Annotated in this window: 15 protein-coding genes; 11 read left to right on the forward strand and 4 right to left on the reverse strand. The window is 70.1% G+C overall.

Annotation, left to right across the window (positions count from 1 at the left end):
• Window position 1 precedes the first annotated feature (1 nt).
• On the forward strand, window positions 2-307 hold the full coding sequence (locus tag K8640_RS15045; RefSeq protein ID WP_141327958.1) for a YbeD family protein: 306 nt from the start codon (window positions 2-4) through the stop codon (window positions 305-307).
• Window positions 308-382: 75 nt separating this feature from the next.
• Window positions 383-1,144 carry a cyclopropane-fatty-acyl-phospholipid synthase family protein gene (locus K8640_RS15050; protein WP_223747658.1) on the forward strand — a complete coding sequence of 254 codons (762 nt, stop codon included), beginning with the start codon at window positions 383-385 and terminating at the stop codon, window positions 1,142-1,144.
• 166 nt (window positions 1,145-1,310) lie between these two features.
• On the opposite strand, the gene K8640_RS15055 is transcribed toward K8640_RS15050, so the two are convergent.
• Window positions 1,311-2,405 carry a diacylglycerol kinase family protein gene (locus tag K8640_RS15055; RefSeq protein WP_223747659.1) on the reverse strand — a complete coding sequence of 365 codons (1,095 nt, stop codon included), beginning with the start codon at window positions 2,403-2,405 and terminating at the stop codon, window positions 1,311-1,313.
• Between the two features lie 398 nt (window positions 2,406-2,803).
• On the opposite strand from K8640_RS15055, the gene dnaK reads away from it, so the two are divergent.
• From dnaK to K8640_RS15085, 6 genes are all read left to right on the forward strand, one after another.
• A complete protein-coding gene (gene dnaK / locus K8640_RS15060; protein WP_223747660.1) occupies window positions 2,804-4,702 on the forward strand; it encodes a molecular chaperone DnaK in 1,899 nt (632 codons plus the stop codon).
• A 229-nt stretch (window positions 4,703-4,931) separates the two neighbouring features.
• Complete coding sequence (locus K8640_RS15065) at window positions 4,932-5,801, forward strand: hypothetical protein (protein ID WP_223747661.1); 870 nt, start codon at window positions 4,932-4,934, stop codon at window positions 5,799-5,801.
• A 27-nt stretch (window positions 5,802-5,828) separates the two neighbouring features.
• Window positions 5,829-6,233, forward strand: coding sequence for a thiol-disulfide oxidoreductase DCC family protein (locus K8640_RS15070; protein WP_223747662.1), 405 nt, complete (start codon window positions 5,829-5,831; stop codon window positions 6,231-6,233).
• A 51-nt stretch (window positions 6,234-6,284) separates the two neighbouring features.
• A complete protein-coding gene (locus tag K8640_RS15075; RefSeq protein WP_223747663.1) occupies window positions 6,285-8,816 on the forward strand; it encodes an AAA family ATPase in 2,532 nt (843 codons plus the stop codon).
• Between the two features lie 40 nt (window positions 8,817-8,856).
• Window positions 8,857-11,133: a vWA domain-containing protein gene (locus K8640_RS15080; RefSeq protein WP_223747664.1), complete on the forward strand. Its 2,277-nt coding sequence runs from the start codon at window positions 8,857-8,859 to the stop codon at window positions 11,131-11,133.
• Window positions 11,134-11,147: 14 nt separating this feature from the next.
• Complete coding sequence (locus K8640_RS15085) at window positions 11,148-11,705, forward strand: hypothetical protein (protein ID WP_141327971.1); 558 nt, start codon at window positions 11,148-11,150, stop codon at window positions 11,703-11,705.
• Between the two features lie 4 nt (window positions 11,706-11,709).
• Here the strand turns inward: K8640_RS15085 and K8640_RS15090 are convergent, their stop codons facing one another.
• A complete protein-coding gene (locus tag K8640_RS15090; RefSeq protein WP_141327973.1) occupies window positions 11,710-12,591 on the reverse strand; it encodes a diadenylate cyclase in 882 nt (293 codons plus the stop codon).
• A 127-nt stretch (window positions 12,592-12,718) separates the two neighbouring features.
• Between K8640_RS15090 and K8640_RS15095 the strand changes: the two genes are divergently transcribed.
• Window positions 12,719-13,081 carry a TraR/DksA C4-type zinc finger protein gene (locus K8640_RS15095; protein ID WP_141327975.1) on the forward strand — a complete coding sequence of 121 codons (363 nt, stop codon included), beginning with the start codon at window positions 12,719-12,721 and terminating at the stop codon, window positions 13,079-13,081.
• A gap of 77 nt (window positions 13,082-13,158) precedes the next feature.
• Here K8640_RS15095 and K8640_RS15100 read toward each other — a convergent pair whose 3' ends face one another.
• On the reverse strand, window positions 13,159-13,926 hold the full coding sequence (locus K8640_RS15100) for an FHA domain-containing protein (protein WP_174816797.1): 768 nt from the start codon (window positions 13,924-13,926) through the stop codon (window positions 13,159-13,161).
• A 114-nt stretch (window positions 13,927-14,040) separates the two neighbouring features.
• On the opposite strand from K8640_RS15100, the gene K8640_RS15105 reads away from it, so the two are divergent.
• Window positions 14,041-15,735 carry a serine/threonine-protein kinase gene (locus K8640_RS15105; RefSeq protein WP_223747665.1) on the forward strand — a complete coding sequence of 565 codons (1,695 nt, stop codon included), beginning with the start codon at window positions 14,041-14,043 and terminating at the stop codon, window positions 15,733-15,735.
• Between the two features lie 391 nt (window positions 15,736-16,126).
• On the opposite strand, the gene K8640_RS15110 is transcribed toward K8640_RS15105, so the two are convergent.
• Window positions 16,127-17,299, reverse strand: coding sequence for an FHA domain-containing protein (locus K8640_RS15110; RefSeq protein WP_223747666.1), 1,173 nt, complete (start codon window positions 17,297-17,299; stop codon window positions 16,127-16,129).
• 148 nt (window positions 17,300-17,447) lie between these two features.
• On the opposite strand from K8640_RS15110, the gene K8640_RS15115 reads away from it, so the two are divergent.
• Window positions 17,448-19,661: a bifunctional (p)ppGpp synthetase/guanosine-3',5'-bis(diphosphate) 3'-pyrophosphohydrolase gene (locus K8640_RS15115; protein WP_223747667.1), complete on the forward strand. Its 2,214-nt coding sequence runs from the start codon at window positions 17,448-17,450 to the stop codon at window positions 19,659-19,661.
• Window positions 19,662-19,720: the final 59 nt, after the last annotated feature.

The following is a 19,720-nucleotide window of genomic DNA, read 5'->3' on the forward strand; positions in this document are numbered from 1 at the left end:
CATGAAGAAGGACGGACCTGGAGACGCGCCCCCGGAAGAAGGGGAGAAGAAGCCCCTCATCGAGTACCCCTCGGTCTACACCTTCAAGGTGATGGGCAAGCAGGGCCCTGGCTTCGCGGAGCACGTCAGGGAGCTGTTCCGCCGGGCCATGGGCACGGAGATCTCCCCGGACTCCATCAGCGAGCAGCCCAGCAGCAAGGGCACCTATGTCTCGCTGAGCGTGTCGGTGTACCTGCTGTCGGAGGAGCAGCGCCGGGCCATCTACGACCTGCTCCACAAGGACCCGCGCGTCATCTATCACCTGTGACGCCAGGGGCTCGGGAGGGGGCTCCCTCTCGTCCGTCTCTGGAAGTCCGGTCGGGGTTGGGTATATGAGGAGTCCATGAGCCCGGCAGAGCCCTTTCCGCTGTACCACCCCGCGGACGCCCGGCGCGCGTTCAGCTCGGACGACGTGACCCGGCGTTTCGCCAAGGTGGCCCAGCTGGAGCCGGGCTCGCAGGTGCTCGTGCTCGGGTGTGGCCCGGATGCCAGCGCCGCCCTGGTCCTGGCCCGGGAGATGGGCTGCACCGTCATGGCCGGCGACACGGACGAGTCTCATGTCGCCGCCGCCCGGGAGCGGGTCCGCAACCAGGGCCTCGGCGACCGGATCGAGGTCCGGGGCGTGGCCCTGGACTCCCTCGGGCTGCCAGACGGTGCCTTCGACGCCATCCTCATCCCGGGGCGGGTGCTCTACACGCTGAAGGGGACGATGTCCGTCCTGCGGCCGCTGCTCGCCAAGCGCGGGCGGCTGGGGATGACCTTCCCCGCCAGGGTGGGGCGCGTGGTCCCCAAGGCCGCCGCCGAGCTGTGGGAGCGCCGTCTGGGCGCGCCGCTGCTCCTGCCGCGTGAGCTGCTCATGTCGCTGGAGATGGGCGGGTTCGAGCCGGAGTCGGCCGAGACGCTGCACGACACGGAGCTCGACGACTATTACCGCGAGGTGGAGGCCAGCCTGCGTCCGACGTCGGGCCCCCAGGCCTCGTCGCTGCGCGAGGAGCTGGCGCTGCACCGCGAGAGCAACGGCAAGGCCAGCGTCAGCTACGCGTTCCTGGTGGGACGCCGCAAGGAGCCGGGCGAGAAGCCCCCGGCTTCGCGCGACCGCGGCTGATTCACGTCACCCCGCGTGTCCGGGAGCGCCTCCGTCCGTCCTGGGCGCCTCGCTGCATCCTCGTCGCATGGCTGCATCGCCCGGTGCCCGGGCGACGTGAAGGCGGCGGTGCGTTGGAGTCGCGCCCCTTGGGAGGGCGCGTGCGCTTCAGCCGCCGACGTGGCGCCTAGTTCAGCGCGCCGTTGAAGTCGACCAGCTCGATGGACTCGGGCGCGACGGACAGGTTGACCTGGTCGCGGTAGCCGGCCGCGTCGCCGCCGACCTGGAAGGGCATGGGGCGCGCGAAGCGGATGGTGGCCTCGCGGACGTGGAAGTCGTGCAGACCCTCCGGGAACCAGCGGCCGGCCCACATGCGCGGCAGGTTCGCCAGCACCTGCGTGGGCGTCACCTGGCCCAGGCGCAGCTGCATGAAGCCGCGACGGCCGCACGAGAAGGGGAACATGCGCAGGCCATAGCCGTAGAAGGGCATGGTGCCCGCCGCCGCCATCATCAGCTTCCCGCGGAAGAGCACGTCGCCGGGCGCCAGCGGCGCACCCTGGGGCTGGCCATCCGGGCCCAGGCGGTAGGCCTCGCTCGACGGGCCGTTGACGACCTCGCACTCCACCCAGGTCGAGTTCGTCAGGTAGTGCGGCACCGTCTTGCACGCCACCGCGGAGAAGTAGCCCCCGCTGCCCGTGAGCACGCTCTTGAAGAGCCCCTTGCCCAGGTTCTCCTTCACCCAGATGTAGTCGTTGAGCACCTTGCCATCCACGCCCAGGCCGGCGAACGGCGCGCGCTGCCCGTCCACCATCAGCAGGTCCATGGGGCGGAAGCCGGGCACCTCACCCGTGCGGGCGCGCAGCACGTCGTTCAGGATGCCGTCGCCCCGGGTGCCGGAGGCGTTGACGTGGTTGGCGATGCCGTTGCCCGTGCCGAGCTTGAGGATGCCGAAGCGGGGCACCGGCTGGCCGGCGAAGCGGCCGCGCGGGCCCACCTGCTGAAGCACCTCGTTCACGAAGCCCATGAACGTCCCGTCACCGCCGCCCGTGAAGACCATCGGGTAGCCCCGCTCGAGCACCGTCTGCGCGATGCGGCGCCCGTCCAGCTCCGAGCGCGACAGGAACAGGTCCTGCTCCGGCACCACGTGCGACAGGGACTTCACCACCCGGGCATCCACCTTCCGGGCGTTGGCGTTGAGCAGCACCGCGACCTTGGGTTCGACGGAGACATCCGCCGAGGGGGCGCGGCGGAGGTCCGGAGAGCGCAGGGGCTGAACCAGCATGGGGACATGCTCCAGGGTAGGTGCGGGTGGGGGGACCCGACATCGACGCTGGCCGTACTGTGCACTTTCATTGCCAACGGGTGACGCGGGGCGTCAGCAGGCAGGCAGGCACGTCATTCCAGGGGGTTGCAACGTTGGTTGCTGTGCCAAAGGCCGGCCGGTTGCTACCTCGGGGTGACGGGGGTGTAGAGCGGGTTACGCACCCGTGGCGTGAAGGTGGCGATGGCGTGACGCGGCAGACGGGCTCATGCGCACTGCGCTACGCACCCAGGAGCATCACCTTGAGACGTGAGGAGCCGACACCACTGCCTGGTTTGACACCCGGGGGTGGGTGGTTACGTTGGGCGTACATCAGGAGCTTTTGAAGAAAACGCAGTCATTTCCGGAGGATACGAACCGTGGGCAAGATTATTGGGATCGACCTGGGCACCACGAACAGCGTGGTGGCGATCATGGAGGGTCGCGAGCCCAAGGTCATCGTCAACGAGGAAGGCAGCCGCATCACGCCCTCGGTGGTCGCGTTCACGAAGGATGGCGAGCGCCTGGTCGGCCAGGTGGCGAAGCGTCAGGCCATCACGAACCCCGAGCGCACCATCTATTCCATCAAGCGCTTCATGGGTCGCCGGTTCGACGAGGTCTCCGAGGAGACCAAGCTGGTGCCCTACAAGGTCTCCCGCGGCCCCAATGGCGACGCGCGCGTGGACCTGGATGGCAAGCAGTCCAGCGCGCCGGAGATCAGCGCGCAGGTGCTGCTGAAGCTGAAGCGGGCCGCCGAGAACTACCTGGGTGAGAAGGTGACGGAGGCGGTCATCACCGTCCCGGCGTACTTCAACGACGCCCAGCGCCAGGCGACCAAGGATGCGGGTGAGATCGCCGGCCTGACGGTGCGGCGCATCGTGAACGAGCCGACCGCGGCGGCGCTGGCGTACGGCCTGGACAAGAAGAAGGACGAGAAGATCGCCGTCTACGACTTCGGCGGCGGCACGTTCGACGTGTCCATCCTGGAGGTGGGCGAGAGCGTCGTCGACGTGCTCGCGACCAACGGTGACACGCACCTGGGCGGTGACAACATCGACCAGCGGATCATGGATTGGCTGGTCGTCGAGTTCAAGAAGGACACGGGGCTGGACGTCACCAAGGACAAGATGGTGATCCAGCGCCTGAAGGAGGCGGCGGAGAAGGCGAAGATCGAGCTGTCGAGCGCGACGGAGACGGACATCAACCTGCCGTTCCTCACGGCGGACGCGTCGGGTCCCAAGCACCTGAACGTCAAGCTCACGCGCGCCAAGTTCGAGGCGATGATCGACGACCTCATCGAGCGCTCGCTGGAGCCGTGCCGCAAGTGCCTCAAGGACTCGGGGCTGGACCTGAAGGACCTCAGCGAGGTCGTGCTCGTGGGTGGCACCACGCGCATCCCGAAGGTGCAGGAGGCGGTGAAGCGGCTGTTCGGCAAGGAGCCGAACCGCTCGGTGAACCCGGACGAGGTCGTGGCGGTGGGCGCCGCGGTGCAGGCGGGCGTTCTCTCCGGCGAGGTGAAGGACATCCTCCTGCTGGACGTGACGCCGCTGTCCCTGGGCGTGGAGACGCTGGGCGGGGTGATGACCAAGCTCATCGAGCGCAACACCACCATCCCCACGCGCAAGTCGGAGACGTTCTCCACGGCCGCGGACGGCCAGTCGCAGGTGGAGATCCACGTGCTCCAGGGTGAGCGCGAGATGGCGAACGACAACCGGAGCCTGGGCCGCTTCCACCTGACGGGCCTGCCCCCGGCGCCGCGTGGCGTGCCGCAGATCGAGGTGACGTTCGACCTGGACGCCAACGGCATCCTGAACGTGAGCGCGAAGGACAAGGCCACGGGCAAGGAGCAGAAGGTCACCATCACCCAGTCCTCGGGCCTGGCGAAGGACGAGGTGGAGAAGATGGTCGCCGCGGCCCGCGAGAACGAGGCGGCCGACAAGGACAAGCGGGAGCTGGTGGAGCTGAAGAACCAGGCGGAGGCCCAGGCCTACGGGGCCGAGAAGCTCATCAAGGAGAACAAGGAGAAGCTCTCCGCGGATGTGGCGAAGGGCCTCGAGGACGGGGTGGCGGAGCTCAACAAGGTCCGCGAGGGCCAGGACAAGGACGCCATCAAGTCCGCGCTCGAGAAGCTCCAGGCCGCCAGCTACAAGGCCGCCGAGGAGATGTACAAGGCGACGGGCGGGGCGCCGGGTGGCGAGCCGCCTCCGGGGGCTGCTCCTGGCGCGCAGCCGGGCGCGAAGAAGGACGACGTGGTGGACGCCGAGTTCCGCCAGTCATGATGCCGGGGCCGTGAGGCCCGTGCGTTGAGTCAGAAGGGCCGGTGCCTCCGCCACGCGGGGGGCCGGCCCTTCCGCTTTGCGGGCGCGTGCGGCCGGCCCTCCGGAAGTCGGGATGGGCGTATGTGGAGCGAGACGCGGCGCTGACGCAAACGGCCGAGGACACTGGGGCGAGCGTGGGTGAGGGGGATGCAACGTGGGGCGGCTCCACGCAGTCTCGTGAGGTGCCCGCATGTCCCGAGTCCTGTCCCAGCAGTCGTCCGTCCTCGCGCTGAACATCGAGCCCGAGCCCGGAGCGCTCCCTGTCGACTCGTCGGCCACGAGGAAGACGCAGTCCGCGTCCGCGAGGCAGGAGGCCAGCACGCTGGAGGTCTTCCGGGGGCCTGCCTCGAGCGGTGGCGGTGTCTCGCCTGGGGTGGGGCCCCGATGCGGTCCCATGACGGGGACACCGAACGACTTCGACTTCGCGGTGGGGGGCGCTTTTCCTCCACGCCCCACGGGCAACGTGCGGGAGCAGATGAAGCAGGGAGCCCTGACGGTCGCCCAGTCCGAGGCGGCCGCGGCGAGCCTGCTGCTGGGGAAGGGGACGGTGGTGGACGCCTACGCGCGAGGGCACCTGCGGCTGCTGGACCCGAGTCCTCCCCTCGAGGGGGCTCCCACCTCCCTGACGGACTACACCAGCGTCCTGCCCGGCGTGGCGCCGGAGGTGGCGTGGGACTACCTCGTGCGCAATCCCGGTCCGGTGTTCGAGGCCGCGGGCATCCGGCTCCAACCTGCCACGGGCGCGCTGGCGGACGGGGCGAAGGTGTTCCTGGAGGAGAAGGGGCCTCCGCCCGTCTGGGCGCCCGTGACGTTCCGGCTCGAGCCGGAGAAGCACACCGTGCACATCACCACGCTGGACGGACATCCCCTGCGGGGGACGAACCGCTTCGTCTTCGAGGACGACGGGGCGGGTGGAGCGCGACTGCGCCAGTACTCGGCCTTCCAGGGCAGCTCGCCCGCCACGTCGGTGGGCATGAAGCTGATGGACCCCATCGAGCGGCAGCATGACATCTGGCGCTCCGTGCATGCGCATCTGCATGACACGCTGGCCTCTCGCTGACATAGAACCAGGGTGGAGGTGACACGGATGGTGCTGAGGACGACACCCCCGGGACATGATGTGATCCTCTACGACGGGCACTGCCGCATCTGCAGCGGCGCGGCGCGCGAGTTCCAGCGACTGCTGGGCGGACGGGGCACGGAGCTGCGCTCGTTCCGGGACGAGGGCGTGCTGGAGGCCTTTCCGGGCATCAGCGCGGAGCGGTGTGAGCTGGCCATGCAGCTGGTCCGCGCGGACGGGCGGGTGATGGAGGGCGCCGAGGCCATCGTCCGGGCGCTGGGCCGGCATCCCCTGGGGAAGCTGTTGTACGTCTATTACGTCCCCGGACTGCGGCAGCTGGTGGATGTCGTGTACCGGGCCGTGGCGCGCTATCGGTTCCGGATTGCCGGGCGGACCTGCACGGATGGCGGTTGCGAGGTCCACTTCAAATAGACGGAGGGCGGCGGGTAGCATGGGGCCAACCCCGCTGCCTCCGGATAGTCCGTGCAATCACAGCCGACGACGTACCTCCAGGCCGCCCGGGCCTTTCGCCACTTCTTCAATGAGTTGCGGGATGTCTACCTGGAGCGGGAGACGCTCTTCACGCAGCTGGAGCTGGCGCTCCTGAGCCGGGAGCACGTGCTGGTGGTGGGGCCGCCGGGGACGGCCAAGAGCGCCATCGCCAGCGCGGTGCTGGGGCGCATCATCGACGAGAAGACGGGACTGCCGTCGCTGTTCTCCAAGCAACTGGCGGAGTCCACCGTGCAGACGGACCTGCTGGGGCCGGTGGACTTCAAGGTCCTGACGGAGACGGGGCGCACGGAGTACCTCACCGACGAGGGCATGCTGGGCTCGCAGCACGCGTTCCTGGACGAGGTCTTCGACGGCCGGGACATGCTGCTGCGCTCCATCCTCAACGTGCTGTTCGAGCGCGAGCTCAAGCACGGGCGGCGGGTGACGGCGGGCCGCACCGAGTGCGTGGTGATGACGAGCAACCGGTACCTCTCCGAGGTGCTGGCGCGCTCGCCGGAGCTGCTCCTGGCCTTCGCGGACCGGCTGAGCTTCATCAGCTTCGTGCCCAAGTCCTTCGCCCGGAAGGAGAGCCGGGCGGCCATGCTCCAGCGCTTCGAGCACGGCGCGCGAGCGGACCTGCGCGCGCCGCTCTCGCTGCAGCAGGTGGACCTGCTCCAGGACGCGGTCGCGCGCGTGCGGGTGCCCAGCGTGGTGATGGAGGGCGTGGAGCTCCTGACGGACGCGCTGGAGCGCGCGCTGACGTCGCACGTGTCCAAGCTGCCCGACTACGTGCCGACGAAGTACTTCTCCCAGCGCTCGGCGGTGAAGGCGCTGTGGGCGCTGAAGGCGGCGGTGGTCCGGGATCAGATCTACCGGCGGCCCGAGCGCCCGCTGGAGGCCTCCGTGGAGGACCTGGACGCGCTGCGCTGGTTCTTCCTGCTCGGAGGGCCGCCCTCGGCGGAGACGGACGCGCTGCTCAAGTCCGTGGTCGACCCGAGGGAGCGCGCGCAGCTCGAAATCGTCCGGCTGGAGCAGCGCACGTTCGACGAGGTCATCGCCCAGGTCCGCCAGGAGCTGGGGGGCGGGCTGGAGCGCGAGGCCCAGGCGCTGGCCGCGGCGGACGAGGCCACCACGGTGGAGGCGCTGTCGCGCAACTGGCAGCCGGCCATCGCGTCCACCTCCGCGCGCAGCCTCATGTCCAAGCTGATGCCCGGTCCGCGCCACCTGCAGAACCGGGTGCCGCTGCTGGCCGCCGCGCGCGCGCTGGTGGCGGCGATGGACCAGCGGCTGGCGCGAGGCATGGCGGGGCAGGGCGAGGGGCGCGGCGGCCTGTCCCTGCTGACCTCGTTCCAGGACGTGCTGGAGCTCTGCCGCGTCCTCCCCGAGCTGAAGCCCGGGCTGACGCCGCTGAGCGAGGCCACCGCGCGCTTCCTCGAGGGCGCCCTGGAGATGATTGCCCTGACCGCGGAGAGCGCGGACTTCGAGGAGGGCCTCAAGCTGGAGGGGCTCGTCGGGCTGGCGGACAACCTGGAGGAGGAGCTGTCGCGGATGGCCGACCTGATGGGCCTGCTGGCCGAGGGCGCCCCGGCGACGGTGGAGCGGCTGCGCAAGGTGGAGGTCGACGCGCGCAAGCGGGTGGTGGGCGCGCTGCGACGCCGGGCCACGGTGGCCTTCCAGGGGGCCTCGCCGCGAGGCCGCAAGGAGCCGCTGGAGGCGCTGGCCGCGGACTCGCGTCGGCTGTCCCAGCTGGAGCAGTCCCTCATCGCGCTGGACCCCAGCCAGCGCAGCTTCAAGGAGGAGCTGCTGCTGCCGCTGGGCCTCTCGTATGCGCGCGAGGTCCTGGCCTCCACGCCGTTCGAGCGCGTCGAGCAGTACGGCCGCGCCGTGCAGTCGGTGGTCGAGAACCTCCGACGCGAGGGCCTCCCGGTGGACGTGGTGATGCGCGAGTGTCAGGGCATCCTCGACGGACGTCTGCGGGAGCACGCCAAGGCGCTCACTCGCGAGGTGGCGAGCCCTCCTCCCGCGGCGGCCTCGGTCATCAACGGCGATGCGTACGTCTTCTATCGCGGTGAGTTCTCCGCCCGCGCGCCGGACGGAGAGCTGGCCGCGCTGCTGGGGCTGGACGGACAGCTCGCGTTCACCCGTGGCGGTGGGGCGTCGGCGTTCTTCTCGGAGGAGGCTCGCGCGGCGGTGGCCCAGGCGGAGCTCGCCTTCCTCCAGTCGCGGGTGAAGTTCCTGCGCAGCTGGTTGACCCAGCTGCTCACCTCGCTGCCGGCGCCGGAGGCCTTGAAGGAGCGCAGCGAGGTGGAGCGCACCGTGGACCGGCTGGTCCGCAGCCGCTTCCCGTTGCTGGCGTTGAAGGAAGGCGAGCTGGTGCGGCTCAAGGGCGTGTTGTCACTGCTCGCGGGGCTGCCGGGAGAGGTGGGGGAGAACGCGCGTCGTCTGGGGACGTTGCTCCATGGCATCGAAGAGGACTTCGGGCGCTACAGCCGGCAGGTGCTGGAGCGCCGGGCCGCGGCATGAGCGCACCCGGGCCGCATAGTGCCGAGAGGCGGGGCTGAGCATGCTCTCGCGGCGGCTCACCGAGTTGCGAGCGCGGCTGGACGCGCTTCGTCAGCCTCCACCTGCAGCGGGCGGGCCACGGTGGTGGCCCTTCGGCCGGAAGGTCGCGGGGACCGGGGACCTGTCGCTGCCAGTGCTCGAGGCGTTGGACCGCGAGCTGGACCGCGTGGGAGTCCACACGTCGGCGGATGCCCTGCTGCTCCATGCCCTGGGGGCTCGTCGCGGGCGCGCGGGCTCGCTGTCCCAGGGCCTGCAGGCCCGCGCGGGACAGGCGCTCGGGGAGTTCGAGGAGCGTCTGGTCCGCGTGGAGCGGGCATGGCGGGCGGGAGTGCTGCCCCCGGGGACACTCTCCATCCTCGAGCGGGCCTTCGTCCGGCTCGCTCGCGCGGTGAAGGTGGCCGACCTCTTCCTGCGGCCCTACACGGAGGACCCCCCGGACGAGGACTTCGTCGTCTACGAACGACCAGCGTCCGCGAGCCGACCCCAGCGGCCTCCGAGCAGCGCGCGGATGGCGGTGGCCGAGTACTTCGCGACACGGGCCCGGGAGAATGTCGCCGACGTCGTGCAGAAGCGCAGGGACCTGGACCTGGCGCACGAGATGTTGCTGCGACTGGGGGCGGACCATGACCGGGAGCGGGCGCTGCCGCTGCGTCGCGACGTGGCCGAGGCGCGGGAGCGCACGCGCGCGGTGCCCGCGGTCCGCTCGCTCGAGGAGCTGCTGCGTCACGTGCGGCACACCGCGCGCCACGAGCCCCAGGTGGCCTATCGCTCGCTGCGTGGCCTCTATGAGCGGGCCCTGGAAGCAGGGGACCTGGAGCTGGCCGCCGCGGCCCGCTCGAGCCTGGAGCCCTTGCTCCCCACGCGGACGCACCTGACGGTCATGGTGGAGAACGCGGAGCGCGACGCCCTGGCCGACTGGTTCGGCGAGGCGCCCCAGCCGGCGCGGCCCGAGGTCGACGCACCCCGCCCGGACGAGCTGCTGGCCGACCTGGCCTTCTCGTTGCGCCCCGAACAGCTCGCGACCTTCGAGCTGGCCGCGGGCTGTGCCCGGTATTTCGACGTGGAGGACGCGCTCTCCGAGGAGATCGTCCTGGCGGAGACGAAGACCGCCCGGCGTGTGGCGCGCCGCGTGCCCTATCCCACGCAGACGATGACCTTCGAGACGACAGGCGCCCTGCACGAGGTGAACAACTTCGTGCTGACGGACCCGCGCATGCTCCTGAGGGACCTCGCCGCCAACCGGCAGCTGGTGCGGGCGTACGTCGAGGACGCGCCGCCACCGCAGTCGAAGAAGGTGAAGCGCACCGCCGTGCGCGTCTATGTCTGCGACGCGTCCGGCTCCATGCATGGCGCCCGCGCCCGCTTCCGTGACGCCCTCATCATCGCCGAGCTCAACAACCTGCGCGTCAAGGCCCGCAGGGGCGAGTCGTTCGACCCGCTCTACTTCAGCTTCTTCAACGACGTGCCCACGGAGCTGGCCCGGGTGGACACGGCCGTCGAGGCCACCCGGCAGATAGAGCGCCTCTTCCGCGACTCTCCCGCGGAGGGACAGACGGACATCTCGCTCGCGCTGATGTCCGCCTTCGACTCCATCCGCGCCGCGCAGGGCAGGGACCCGTACCTGGCGCGCGCCACCGTGGTGCTCGTCACCGACGGTGAGGACCGCGTGGACCTGGACCTCATCCGGCGCACGCGCGCGCCCATGGGCTCGCTGGACATCGCCCTGAGCTTCATCTCCCTGGGCGAGGAGAACCCGGACCTGCGCTCGCTGGTGCGCGAGCAGCGGGCCTCCGGGCTGCGCGCCTTCTACCACCACCTCTCCGACGAGGAGATCCTCTGGGCCCGCACCGAGTTCGACACCCCCTGGCGCACGCTGCTGCCGCGTGACGTGCCCGCCACGCCGGACGCGCTGGAGCTGCTCGCGCCGCACCTGGAGGCGCTCGAGGCCGTGGCGAGCGGACGCGGCTCGAACACGCCTGTCGCGGTAGAGGCCTCGTTCGAGGCGCTCTTCCCTGAATCGCCCCCCAGACCCGAGGGCGGGCAGGTTCCTGGCGCGGACGTGGTGGGCCGGGTGGTGGACATCCTCGGCGCGCTGGTGGAGGCCACGTCCCTGGCTCCCGCGGACAAGCGCGCCACCGAGAGCGTCGTGCTCCTCCAGCACCTGCTCACGGTGTATGGGCTGACCCCCGCGCGCTACCTCGCGGCGCTGTCCGTCGGCGGACCCTCGGTGGAGGACGCGCTGTCACGAGTGCGGCTGTTGTGCCGCCCCTTCGGTTAGGCTTGCCGCACGCCATGTTCTTCGGCCTCTGGAAACGCAAGAAGGAGCGCTCCCGGCCAGTGGACCCGCTGGCCGCCTTCGACGAGCTGCTCGAGAACCTGGAGCGGCAGGCCTCCGAGCTGCGCAAGTCCGCGGCCACGCTGCTCGCCCTCAAGGGAGAGCTCACCCGCGCCGTGGAGCGCTACACGCGCCGCCTCACGGAGCTGGACGCGCGCCGCGCCACCGCGGAGTCCCGCTCCGACGCCAAGGCGGTGGCCGTGCTGAAGAAGGACCGCGTCCAGGCCGAGGCACTCCTCGCCTCCACCCGCGAGTCGCTGGAGCGTGCCGAGGCCGACGGTGCGCTGCTCCTGGAGGCCGCCGCGGAGCTGGGCGAGCGCGTGGAGGAGCTGCGCCGTGAGCGGGAGAGCGCCTCCGCGCGCCTGGTGATGGGCGGCATCGTCACCGACGCGCTGAAGGAGCGCGTGGCGCGCTTCGAACAGGCGCTGGTGGTGGACGCGGCGCGCGACGAGGTGGAGCGCGCGCACGCGCTGGCGGAGGTCTACCGCGAGGAGCTGCGGGAGAAGGCGGACTGAGGCTTCAGGTCCGGCGTGCCGTCTGGTGGAGCTCGAGGACGATGTTGCCGCCCTTGAAGAGGCGCACCGCGCCGGACGTCTGGCTCACCACCAGCGCGATGCAGTGCGTGGTGGAGGTGATGCCCGCGGCGGCGGCGTGCCGGGCGCCCAGGCCGAGCGGAATCTTCACCGCCTCGTCCGCGGAGGACAGGTAGCGCCCCGCGGCCAGCACCACGCCGTCCTCGCGGATGACGAAGGCGCCGTCGAGCACGCTGAAGTTCTTGATGGCCTCGCGAATCTTCGGGTCCAGCACGTTCCGCTCCGCCTCGGAGAGGCCCTGGAACGGATTGATGGTCATCTGCCGGCTCTTCTCCAGCACCGTCGTGTGGTCGCCGATGGTGATGATGGTGCCGATGGGGTGACCCTCGAAGCCCTCCTGACCGATCTGCAGCGCCAGCTGGATGAGCGCGTCCACCACCTGGGAGTTGAACTCCTCGCCCAGCTTCACGCCCTCGATGGCGAGCCGGTCATCCAACGAGCCACCGATTCGCATCTGCATCAGCGTGTCGGGAGCGCGGCCCACGCGCCCCGTCATGCAGAGCACCAGGTCACCTTCCTTGAAGGCCCCCTGGGAGAGCGCGGAGACGAGCGCCACCTTCACCCGCTCGGTGCGCGAGTAGTCGTAGGCGGGGATGACGAGCGCGCGGACCTTCTTGAGCTGGTGCTCCTGTGCCAGCTTGTCCAGCGTCACCGCGTACACGAGCTTCTTGCGAGCAGGCCTGCCGCGCAGCTCCTCGGGAGGGATGGGCGTGTCGCAGATGTAGAGGAAGTGATCGACGTCACTCTTCGCGGCCAGGGAGAGGGCCGAGCGCAGGAACTCCCGATCGAACTTCGTGTTCTCGCTCAAACGCCCCTCCCTTCACCCGCAGTTCGTGACCACGTCAGCTTGACACCGAAGGCTCCCTGAATAAAGCTTTCGGGCCCTTTTTTTGGGGGACAGGGCCCAAAAACCCTCGCGTACTGGAGCGAAGGCTGTGAACCAGAAAGATCTCAAGCGTTACAAGAAGATGCTCGAGGACAGCAAGGCGAGCCTGCTCGAGAGCGCCAAGAAGACCCTGGTGGAGGAGTCGAGCTTCGACACCGACGATCTCCCCGACGAGATCGACCTGGCCTCTTCCGAGTATGCGCAGTCGATGGTGTTCAGACTCCGCGACCGCGAGAAGTTCCTGCTGCAGAAGATTGATAAGGCGCTCGAGCGCATCGAGAACGGCTCGTTCGGCGTCTGCGAGCGTTGCGAGGAGGACATCTCCCCCAAGCGGTTGGAGGCGCGTCCGGTGACGACGCTCTGCATCCGCTGCAAGGAAGAGCAGGAGAAGAAGGAGAAGTCCTACGGCTGATGGCCGTGGGGGTCCTTGGGGCCGCGCGGGAGGAGATGTCCCGTGCGGCCCGGGGAGTCAAAGCGCGGGGCGGTGCCTCAGGCCAGCGGTGCCTGGATCTCCACCCTCAAGAGCTGCCGACCGATGAGGTAGTGGTCACCGTTGTCGACGAAGGTCGGCCCGGCCAGCCGCATGAAGGTGCCGTTGGACGAGCCCACGTCGCGCACCGTCAGCCGGTCCTGGCGCACCTGCAGCACCGCGTGCCGGCCGGAGACGAAGCCGTCGGTGGGGAAGGTGAGGTCGCCTTGCTCGCGGCCCAGCAGGTTGTCGCCCTCGCGGAGCGGATAGGCCGCGCCCTTCAGGCCCCCCTCCAGCAGCTGGATGAGCCGCAGGCGGTAGCCGGGATCCGGTGAGCCCCAGACCTGGGTGCCTCCCGGGCCGGGCGTCGCGGTGGGGATGGGCTCCAGCACCAGCCGTTGCCGCCCCAGACGCAGCTCGCCTCCGGGGGACAGCTCCCGCTCCTGGCGCAGGCGGACGAAGACGCCGTTGGCGCCTCCCACGTCCTCCACGGCCAGGCGCGCGCCGGAGAAGAAGAAGCGCATCTGCACGGGCATGATGAAGGGGTCGTCCGGGAGCGGGATGTCACCCTGCTGACCGCAGGTGAGGGTGTCGCGCTGCATGCGGACGACGGACTCGGGGCCGCCATCGGCCCGCACCACGCGGATGGAGACCTGGGGCCGCGAGGACAGGCTGGCCACGGCCATGACCATGGTGCCGGAGCGCAGCGGCGAGCCGCAGGCTCGGCAGACGGTGGCATCCCGGGGGTTCTCGGTGTCGCAGCGGGGGCAGTATTCCATCGCTTCCATGGGGCTGGGCGGGTTCTACCAGGGGTGGGGCGCGGTTGCTCGCATTGCGCGCGGCTTGCTCATCACCCGAGCGACGTGGTGAACTTCCAGCCCCACCCTTCGGGGACGTTTGACTTGCACTGCCCCTCCTGCGGCGCTGACGCCCAAGAATCCTCCCGTTTCTGCCCGGCCTGCGGCGCGACCCTCGTGCGCACGGCGGATGCTGACGATTACGTCGGCATGACGATTGCCCAGAAGTACCGGGTCGAGGCCCTCATCGGCGAGGGGGGCATGGGCAGGGTGTTCCGGGCCCGGCAGATCTCCCTCGACAAGGTGGTGGTGCTCAAGGTGCTGCGGCACACGTTGCTGTCGGACGAGCGCACCGTGGCGCGCTTCCAGCGCGAGGCCAAGGCGGCCAGCCGGCTCAACCACCGCAACTCCATCAGCGTGCTGGACTTCGGCCAGGCCGAGGACGGCGCGCTCTTCATCGCCATGGAGTACGTGGCGGGGCAGGACCTGCACCAGATTCTGAGCCGCGAGTGGCCGCTGGGCGAGGCGCGCGTGGTGCGCATCGTCAGCCAGGTGCTCGGCGCGCTGTCGGACGCGCACGGCGCGGGCGTCATCCACCGGGACCTGAAGCCCGAGAACATCATGGTGGAGCAGCGGCGCAACGAGCCCGACTTCGTCAAGGTGCTCGACTTCGGCATCGCGAAGATCACCGACTCCACGGACGACGGTCCGGCGCTCACCCGCGCGGGCTTCGTCTGCGGCACGCCCGAGTACATGTCGCCGGAGCAGGCGCGCGGGGCGCAGCTGGACCACCGCTCGGACCTGTACGCGGTGGGCGTCATCCTCTACCAGCTGATGACGGGGCTGCTGCCGTTCGAGTCCGACTCGGCGGTGGGCTTCGCCACCAAGCACCTCACCGAGGAGCCGCCGCCGCCGACGCGGCGCCGGCCCGACGCGCGCATCTCCCCGGCGATGGAGCGGCTCATCCTGCGCACGCTCTCCAAGGACCCGGATGATCGCCCGGCGAACGCGGAGGCCTTCCGCGCGGAGCTGCTGGCGGTGGAGAAGGAGCGCCGTCGCGAGGCGGCGGGCTCGCGGCGTCCCCAGCCCTCGGCCGTGCTGGCGCCGCTGCCGCGCAAGTCCGGCGGCCGCCCCGACGATGCCCGGGATGCCACGGCCCCCGGGTGGGGCAGCGAGATGACGGTGGAGGCCACGGTCCGCGCGCTTCCGGACGTGCTCTCGCCGCTGCCCTCGAGCGCCGACGTGATGCCCGCGACGCGGGAGAAGACCGACTCCGTCGTCCCCACGCAGCCCGGCGTCGGTGGGGGTGGACTGGCGTTCTTCTTCAAGTCGCTGACCGTGTTGCTGGTGCTGGGCGCGGGGCTCTTCTACGCCTACATCTATTACACGCAGGGCGCGGGGAAGGGCGGGGGCTCGCCCTTCGCGATTCCCTCCAACGCCCCGGTTCCCGGCAGGACGGGGAGCGTCATCCCCTCGGATGCGGACCAGCCGCTGTACGAGCGGCTGATTCCGGCGCCCGATCGCAACCTGGAGCTGTCCAAGAAGCACGCCCAGGATGGCGATCAGTCCCTGGAGCGGGGGAAGCTCGACATGGCCGCCACCAGCTACCGGCAAGCGTTCGAGGCGAACCCGGACCCGGAGCTGGCGCTGAAGCTCGGCGAGGTCTACTGGCAGCGGGACCAGCAGGATGAGGCCCGGAACTGGTGGATGCGTCACCTGCGCGACGTGCGGGACTCGCGGGCCCGCGCGCTCATCGAGCAGCGGCTGGGCGGCAGCGTGGCCCGCCCGTCGGCTCCGTAGCGTCGGTGCGTGGGTCGGTGGTGTCGGGTGGGGGGCCCGCCCGCGCGACTCCGCCGCTCCGTAGCGTCAGTGCGGTGGCGTCAGGTGGGGGTTGCCTGCCCGCGCCGACCCTGCCTCGTTCCCATGCAGGGCGGGGTGCTCGTCTTCACTGGCGGGGGGCGTGCTGCCACGGACATGCTGAGACCGCGGAAGCGTCGTCCTCAAGAGGTGCCGCTCCGCGGAGGGGCCATCTTCAGTGGCGGCACCGAGCCTCGCGAGGCCCCGGCTTGCTATCGGGCCTCATCGAGGCATGACTCGTCTCGCCCGAAGCGGTCATGCGCTCCCGCGCATGCTCTGATGCGTGCTGCTCGTGGGACGTCCGTGGGCGCCCGAACGGAGCACACCCGCTCGCTCAGGCGAGCGTCTCCACCTGCAGCACGTGCTGGCCCAGGCGGACGCGGTCTCCCGGTCGCAGCGGGCGCTCCTCGCCGGGCGGGATTCGCACGTAGGTGCCCAGTCCTCCGGACAGGTCCCTGAGCAAGGCGCCCGTCGGAGTGGGGGACAGCTCGCAGTGCCGACCCGCGAGGCCCTCGTCGCCCGGGAAGCTCAGGTCGCAGTGGGCCTGTCCCAGGGTGAGCAGGGGCGCCGCCGTCACCACCGCGCGGCCACCTCGGCCGCCCATGATGACCTCCTCGACGCCGTACACCGCCTGCCCGAGCGGCACGGGCGCGCCGTACACCGTGGGCCGACCCGGCACCGGCGCGACGGGCTCCAGGCGCCCCGTGAAGCGGAACAGCCGCTGGCCCGCGCTGAAGTGCGTTCGCGCCGTGATGGCCTCGGTGCCCGCCACCGTGACGAACACCCCCGAGGCGCTGTTCTCGTCGCGCACGAAGAGCGCGCCGTCCTTCACCAGGAACGTCGCATGGAGCGGCGAGACGAACCCGTCATCCGGGAAGAGGATGGCGCCGCGCTGCCGGCCCACCACGCACCCCGTCACCGGCAGCTTGTAGCGCTGCCCCCGCGTGGACCCGGCGATGACCGCCAGCCCGAAGCGCGAGGCCGCCGGTGGAGGGCGGGGCGCCGCCACGGCCGGGGCGGAGGTCCCCGTGCGTCCGGGCATCGCCGCGTCGGGCACCGGCGGAGGCGGCCGGGTGTTCGCGGGGCCCTGCGGCGCGGCTCGGGGCGCCAGGGACGGAGGCGCGTTGCCCGCGGGCTGCGCCGCCGGAGACCGGGTGTTCGCGGGGCGCTCCACCATCAACCCCGCGGCGGCCGTGGGGGGCGGCGTCCGGGCGGACGGCCTCATCCCCGGCGGAATGGCGCTGGGCGGGGGCGGGGTGGTGGGAGGACCCACGGGTTCGGAGCCCCGAGGCCCGGGGAAGGAGGCGACGGCCGCCGGGCGGCCTCCCTGGGGTGTCACGGCGGGCGGGGGGCGGCCCGTGGTGGCCGGCTTGGACGCGGGGGCCTTGGCGGTGGGCGCCTCCCCCGTGGCCTGGCCGCACAGCACACAGGTGGCCGAGCGCGGCGGATTGAACCCGTCACAGTTCGGGCAAACCACGGAGAGAGCCGACAACAAGAGCTGTGACATGGGCGGAGGCGAATCTACGAGCGCGTAAAACGTCGGGTCAACGAAAGCGAACGCGACGGGTGGGACAATCCCGGAAGAGAAATGTGACAGGCACTGTGGGGCAACGTTGCCCCCCCTCCGGCACGAAGTTACGATTCCCCCTGCTTCGATGATCCGCCTGAACGACATCCTCCAACGGGTTTCCTCGTACCACCCGGACCCCGACCTGGACATCATCAAGAAGGCCTACGTCTACTCGGCCAAGGTGCATCAGGGCCAACTGAGGAAGTCGGGAGAGCCCTATCTCGTCCACCCGCTGGAGGTCGCCGGCATCCTCGCCGACCTCAAGCTGGACGAGGCGTCCATCGTCACCGGGCTGCTCCACGACACCATCGAGGACACGCTCGCCACCGCCGAGGAGCTCACGGAGCTGTTCGGCGCCGAGGTGGCCCAGCTGGTCGACGGCGTCACCAAGCTGTCCAAGTTCTCCGCGTCCGCCAGCCTCTCCCAGGAGGAGAAGCAGGCGGAGAACTTCCGGAAGATGATCATCGCGATGGCGCAGGACATCCGCGTCATCCTCGTGAAGCTGGCCGACCGCACGCACAACATGCGGACGCTGGACCACATGAACGAGGAGAAGCAGGCGCGCATCGCCCAGGAGACGCTGGACATCTACGCGCCCCTGGCGAACCGGCTGGGCATCTCCTGGATCAAGACGGAGCTGGAGGACCTGAGCTTCCGCTACGTGAAGCCGCAGGAGTTCTTCGGGCTGCAGGAGAAGCTCAACAAGCGCAAGAAGGAGCGCGAGAAGTACATCGAGGACACCTGCGACCTGGTGCGCACCAAGCTGGCCGAGCGGAGCCTGAAGGGCGACGTGAGCGGCCGCTTCAAGCACGTCTACAGCATCTACAAGAAGATCAAGGCGCAGGGCATCGACTTCGATCAGATCCACGACATCATCGCGTTCCGCATCATCGCGCCCACCGCGCCCGCCTGCTACGAGGCGCTGGGCCTGGTGCACGAGATGTGGAAGCCGGTGCCGGGGCGCTTCAAGGACTTCATCGCGATCCCCAAGCCGAACATGTACCAGTCACTGCACACCACGGTGATTGGCCCCTTGAGCGAGCGCGTGGAGGTGCAGATCCGCACCGCGGAGATGCACAAGATCGCCGAGGAAGGCATCGCGGCCCACTGGAAGTACAAGGAGGGCAAGGCGGTCATCTCCAAGGATGACGAGAAGTTCGCCTGGCTGCGCCAGCTCATGGAGTGGCAGCAGGACCTGAAGGACCCCAAGGAGTTCCTCGAGACGGTGAAGGTGGACCTCTTCACCGACGAGGTCTTCGTCTTCACGCCCAAGGGCGACGTGCGCTCGCTGCCTCGCGGCGCGACGCCGGTGGACTTCGCGTACGCCATCCACTCGGACGTGGGCAACCGGTGCGTGGGCGCCAAGGTGAACGGAAAAATCGTTCCCCTGCGCTACAAGCTGAAGAACGGCGACACGGTGGAGGTGCTCACCAGCCCGCAGCAGCACCCGTCCAAGGACTGGCTCACCTTCGTCAAGACGAGCCGCGCGCAGCAGCGCATCCGCGGCTTCATCAAGCAGCAGCAGCGCGAGAAGAGCCTCCAGTTGGGCCGCGAGCTGACGGACCGCGAGCTCAAGCGCTTCCAGCTCAACTTCAACCGCCTGCTCAAGAACGGCGAGGTGAAGCGCGTCGCCGAGGAGCTGGGCTTCCGCGTCGAGGACGACCTGCTGGTGGCCGTGGGCTACGGCAAGGTGACGCCGCAGCAGCTGGTGCAGCGGCTGGTGCCCGAGGAGAAGCGCAACGAGGCGGAGGCCACGCCGCGAGGGGAGTCCTCCGGCAACGGCGCGCCCTCGGGGGGCTCGTCCATGCTGCCCGGCCTGTCGCGCGTGACGGACCTGGCCAAGCGCCTGGTGGGCCGCAGCAACCGCAGCGGCGTGCAGATTGGCGGCGTGGATGACGTGCTGGTGCGCTTCGGGCGGTGTTGCAACCCCGTCCCCGGCGACCCCATCGCCGGCTTCATCACCCGGGGACGGGGCGTCACGGTGCATACGGTGGGGTGCGAGAAGGCGCTCGCGACGGACCCCGAGCGGCGCGTGGACGTGAGCTGGGATGTGCGCGGTGACTTCAAGCGCCCCGTCACCCTGCGCGTGCTCACCGCGGACCGCACGGGCCTCTTGGCGGACATCTCCAACATCTTCTCGAAGAAGGGCGTCAACATCTCCCAGGCCAACTGTCGGGCCACCGGGGATGACCGGGCCGTGAACACCTTCGAGGTCATCATCTCCGACCTGAAGCAGCTCACGGACCTGATGCGCACCATCGAGCGCTTGAGCGGCGTGTACTCCGTGGAGCGAATCTAAAGGGCCGCCATTCGTGGTAGAGCGCCCAGGAAAATCCGGCGGCCACCTCCGGCCGCCCG

It is taken from the genome of Myxococcus sp. XM-1-1-1 (genome assembly GCF_020037095.1).
In the GTDB taxonomy this organism is placed as follows: domain Bacteria; phylum Myxococcota; class Myxococcia; order Myxococcales; family Myxococcaceae; genus Myxococcus; species Myxococcus fulvus.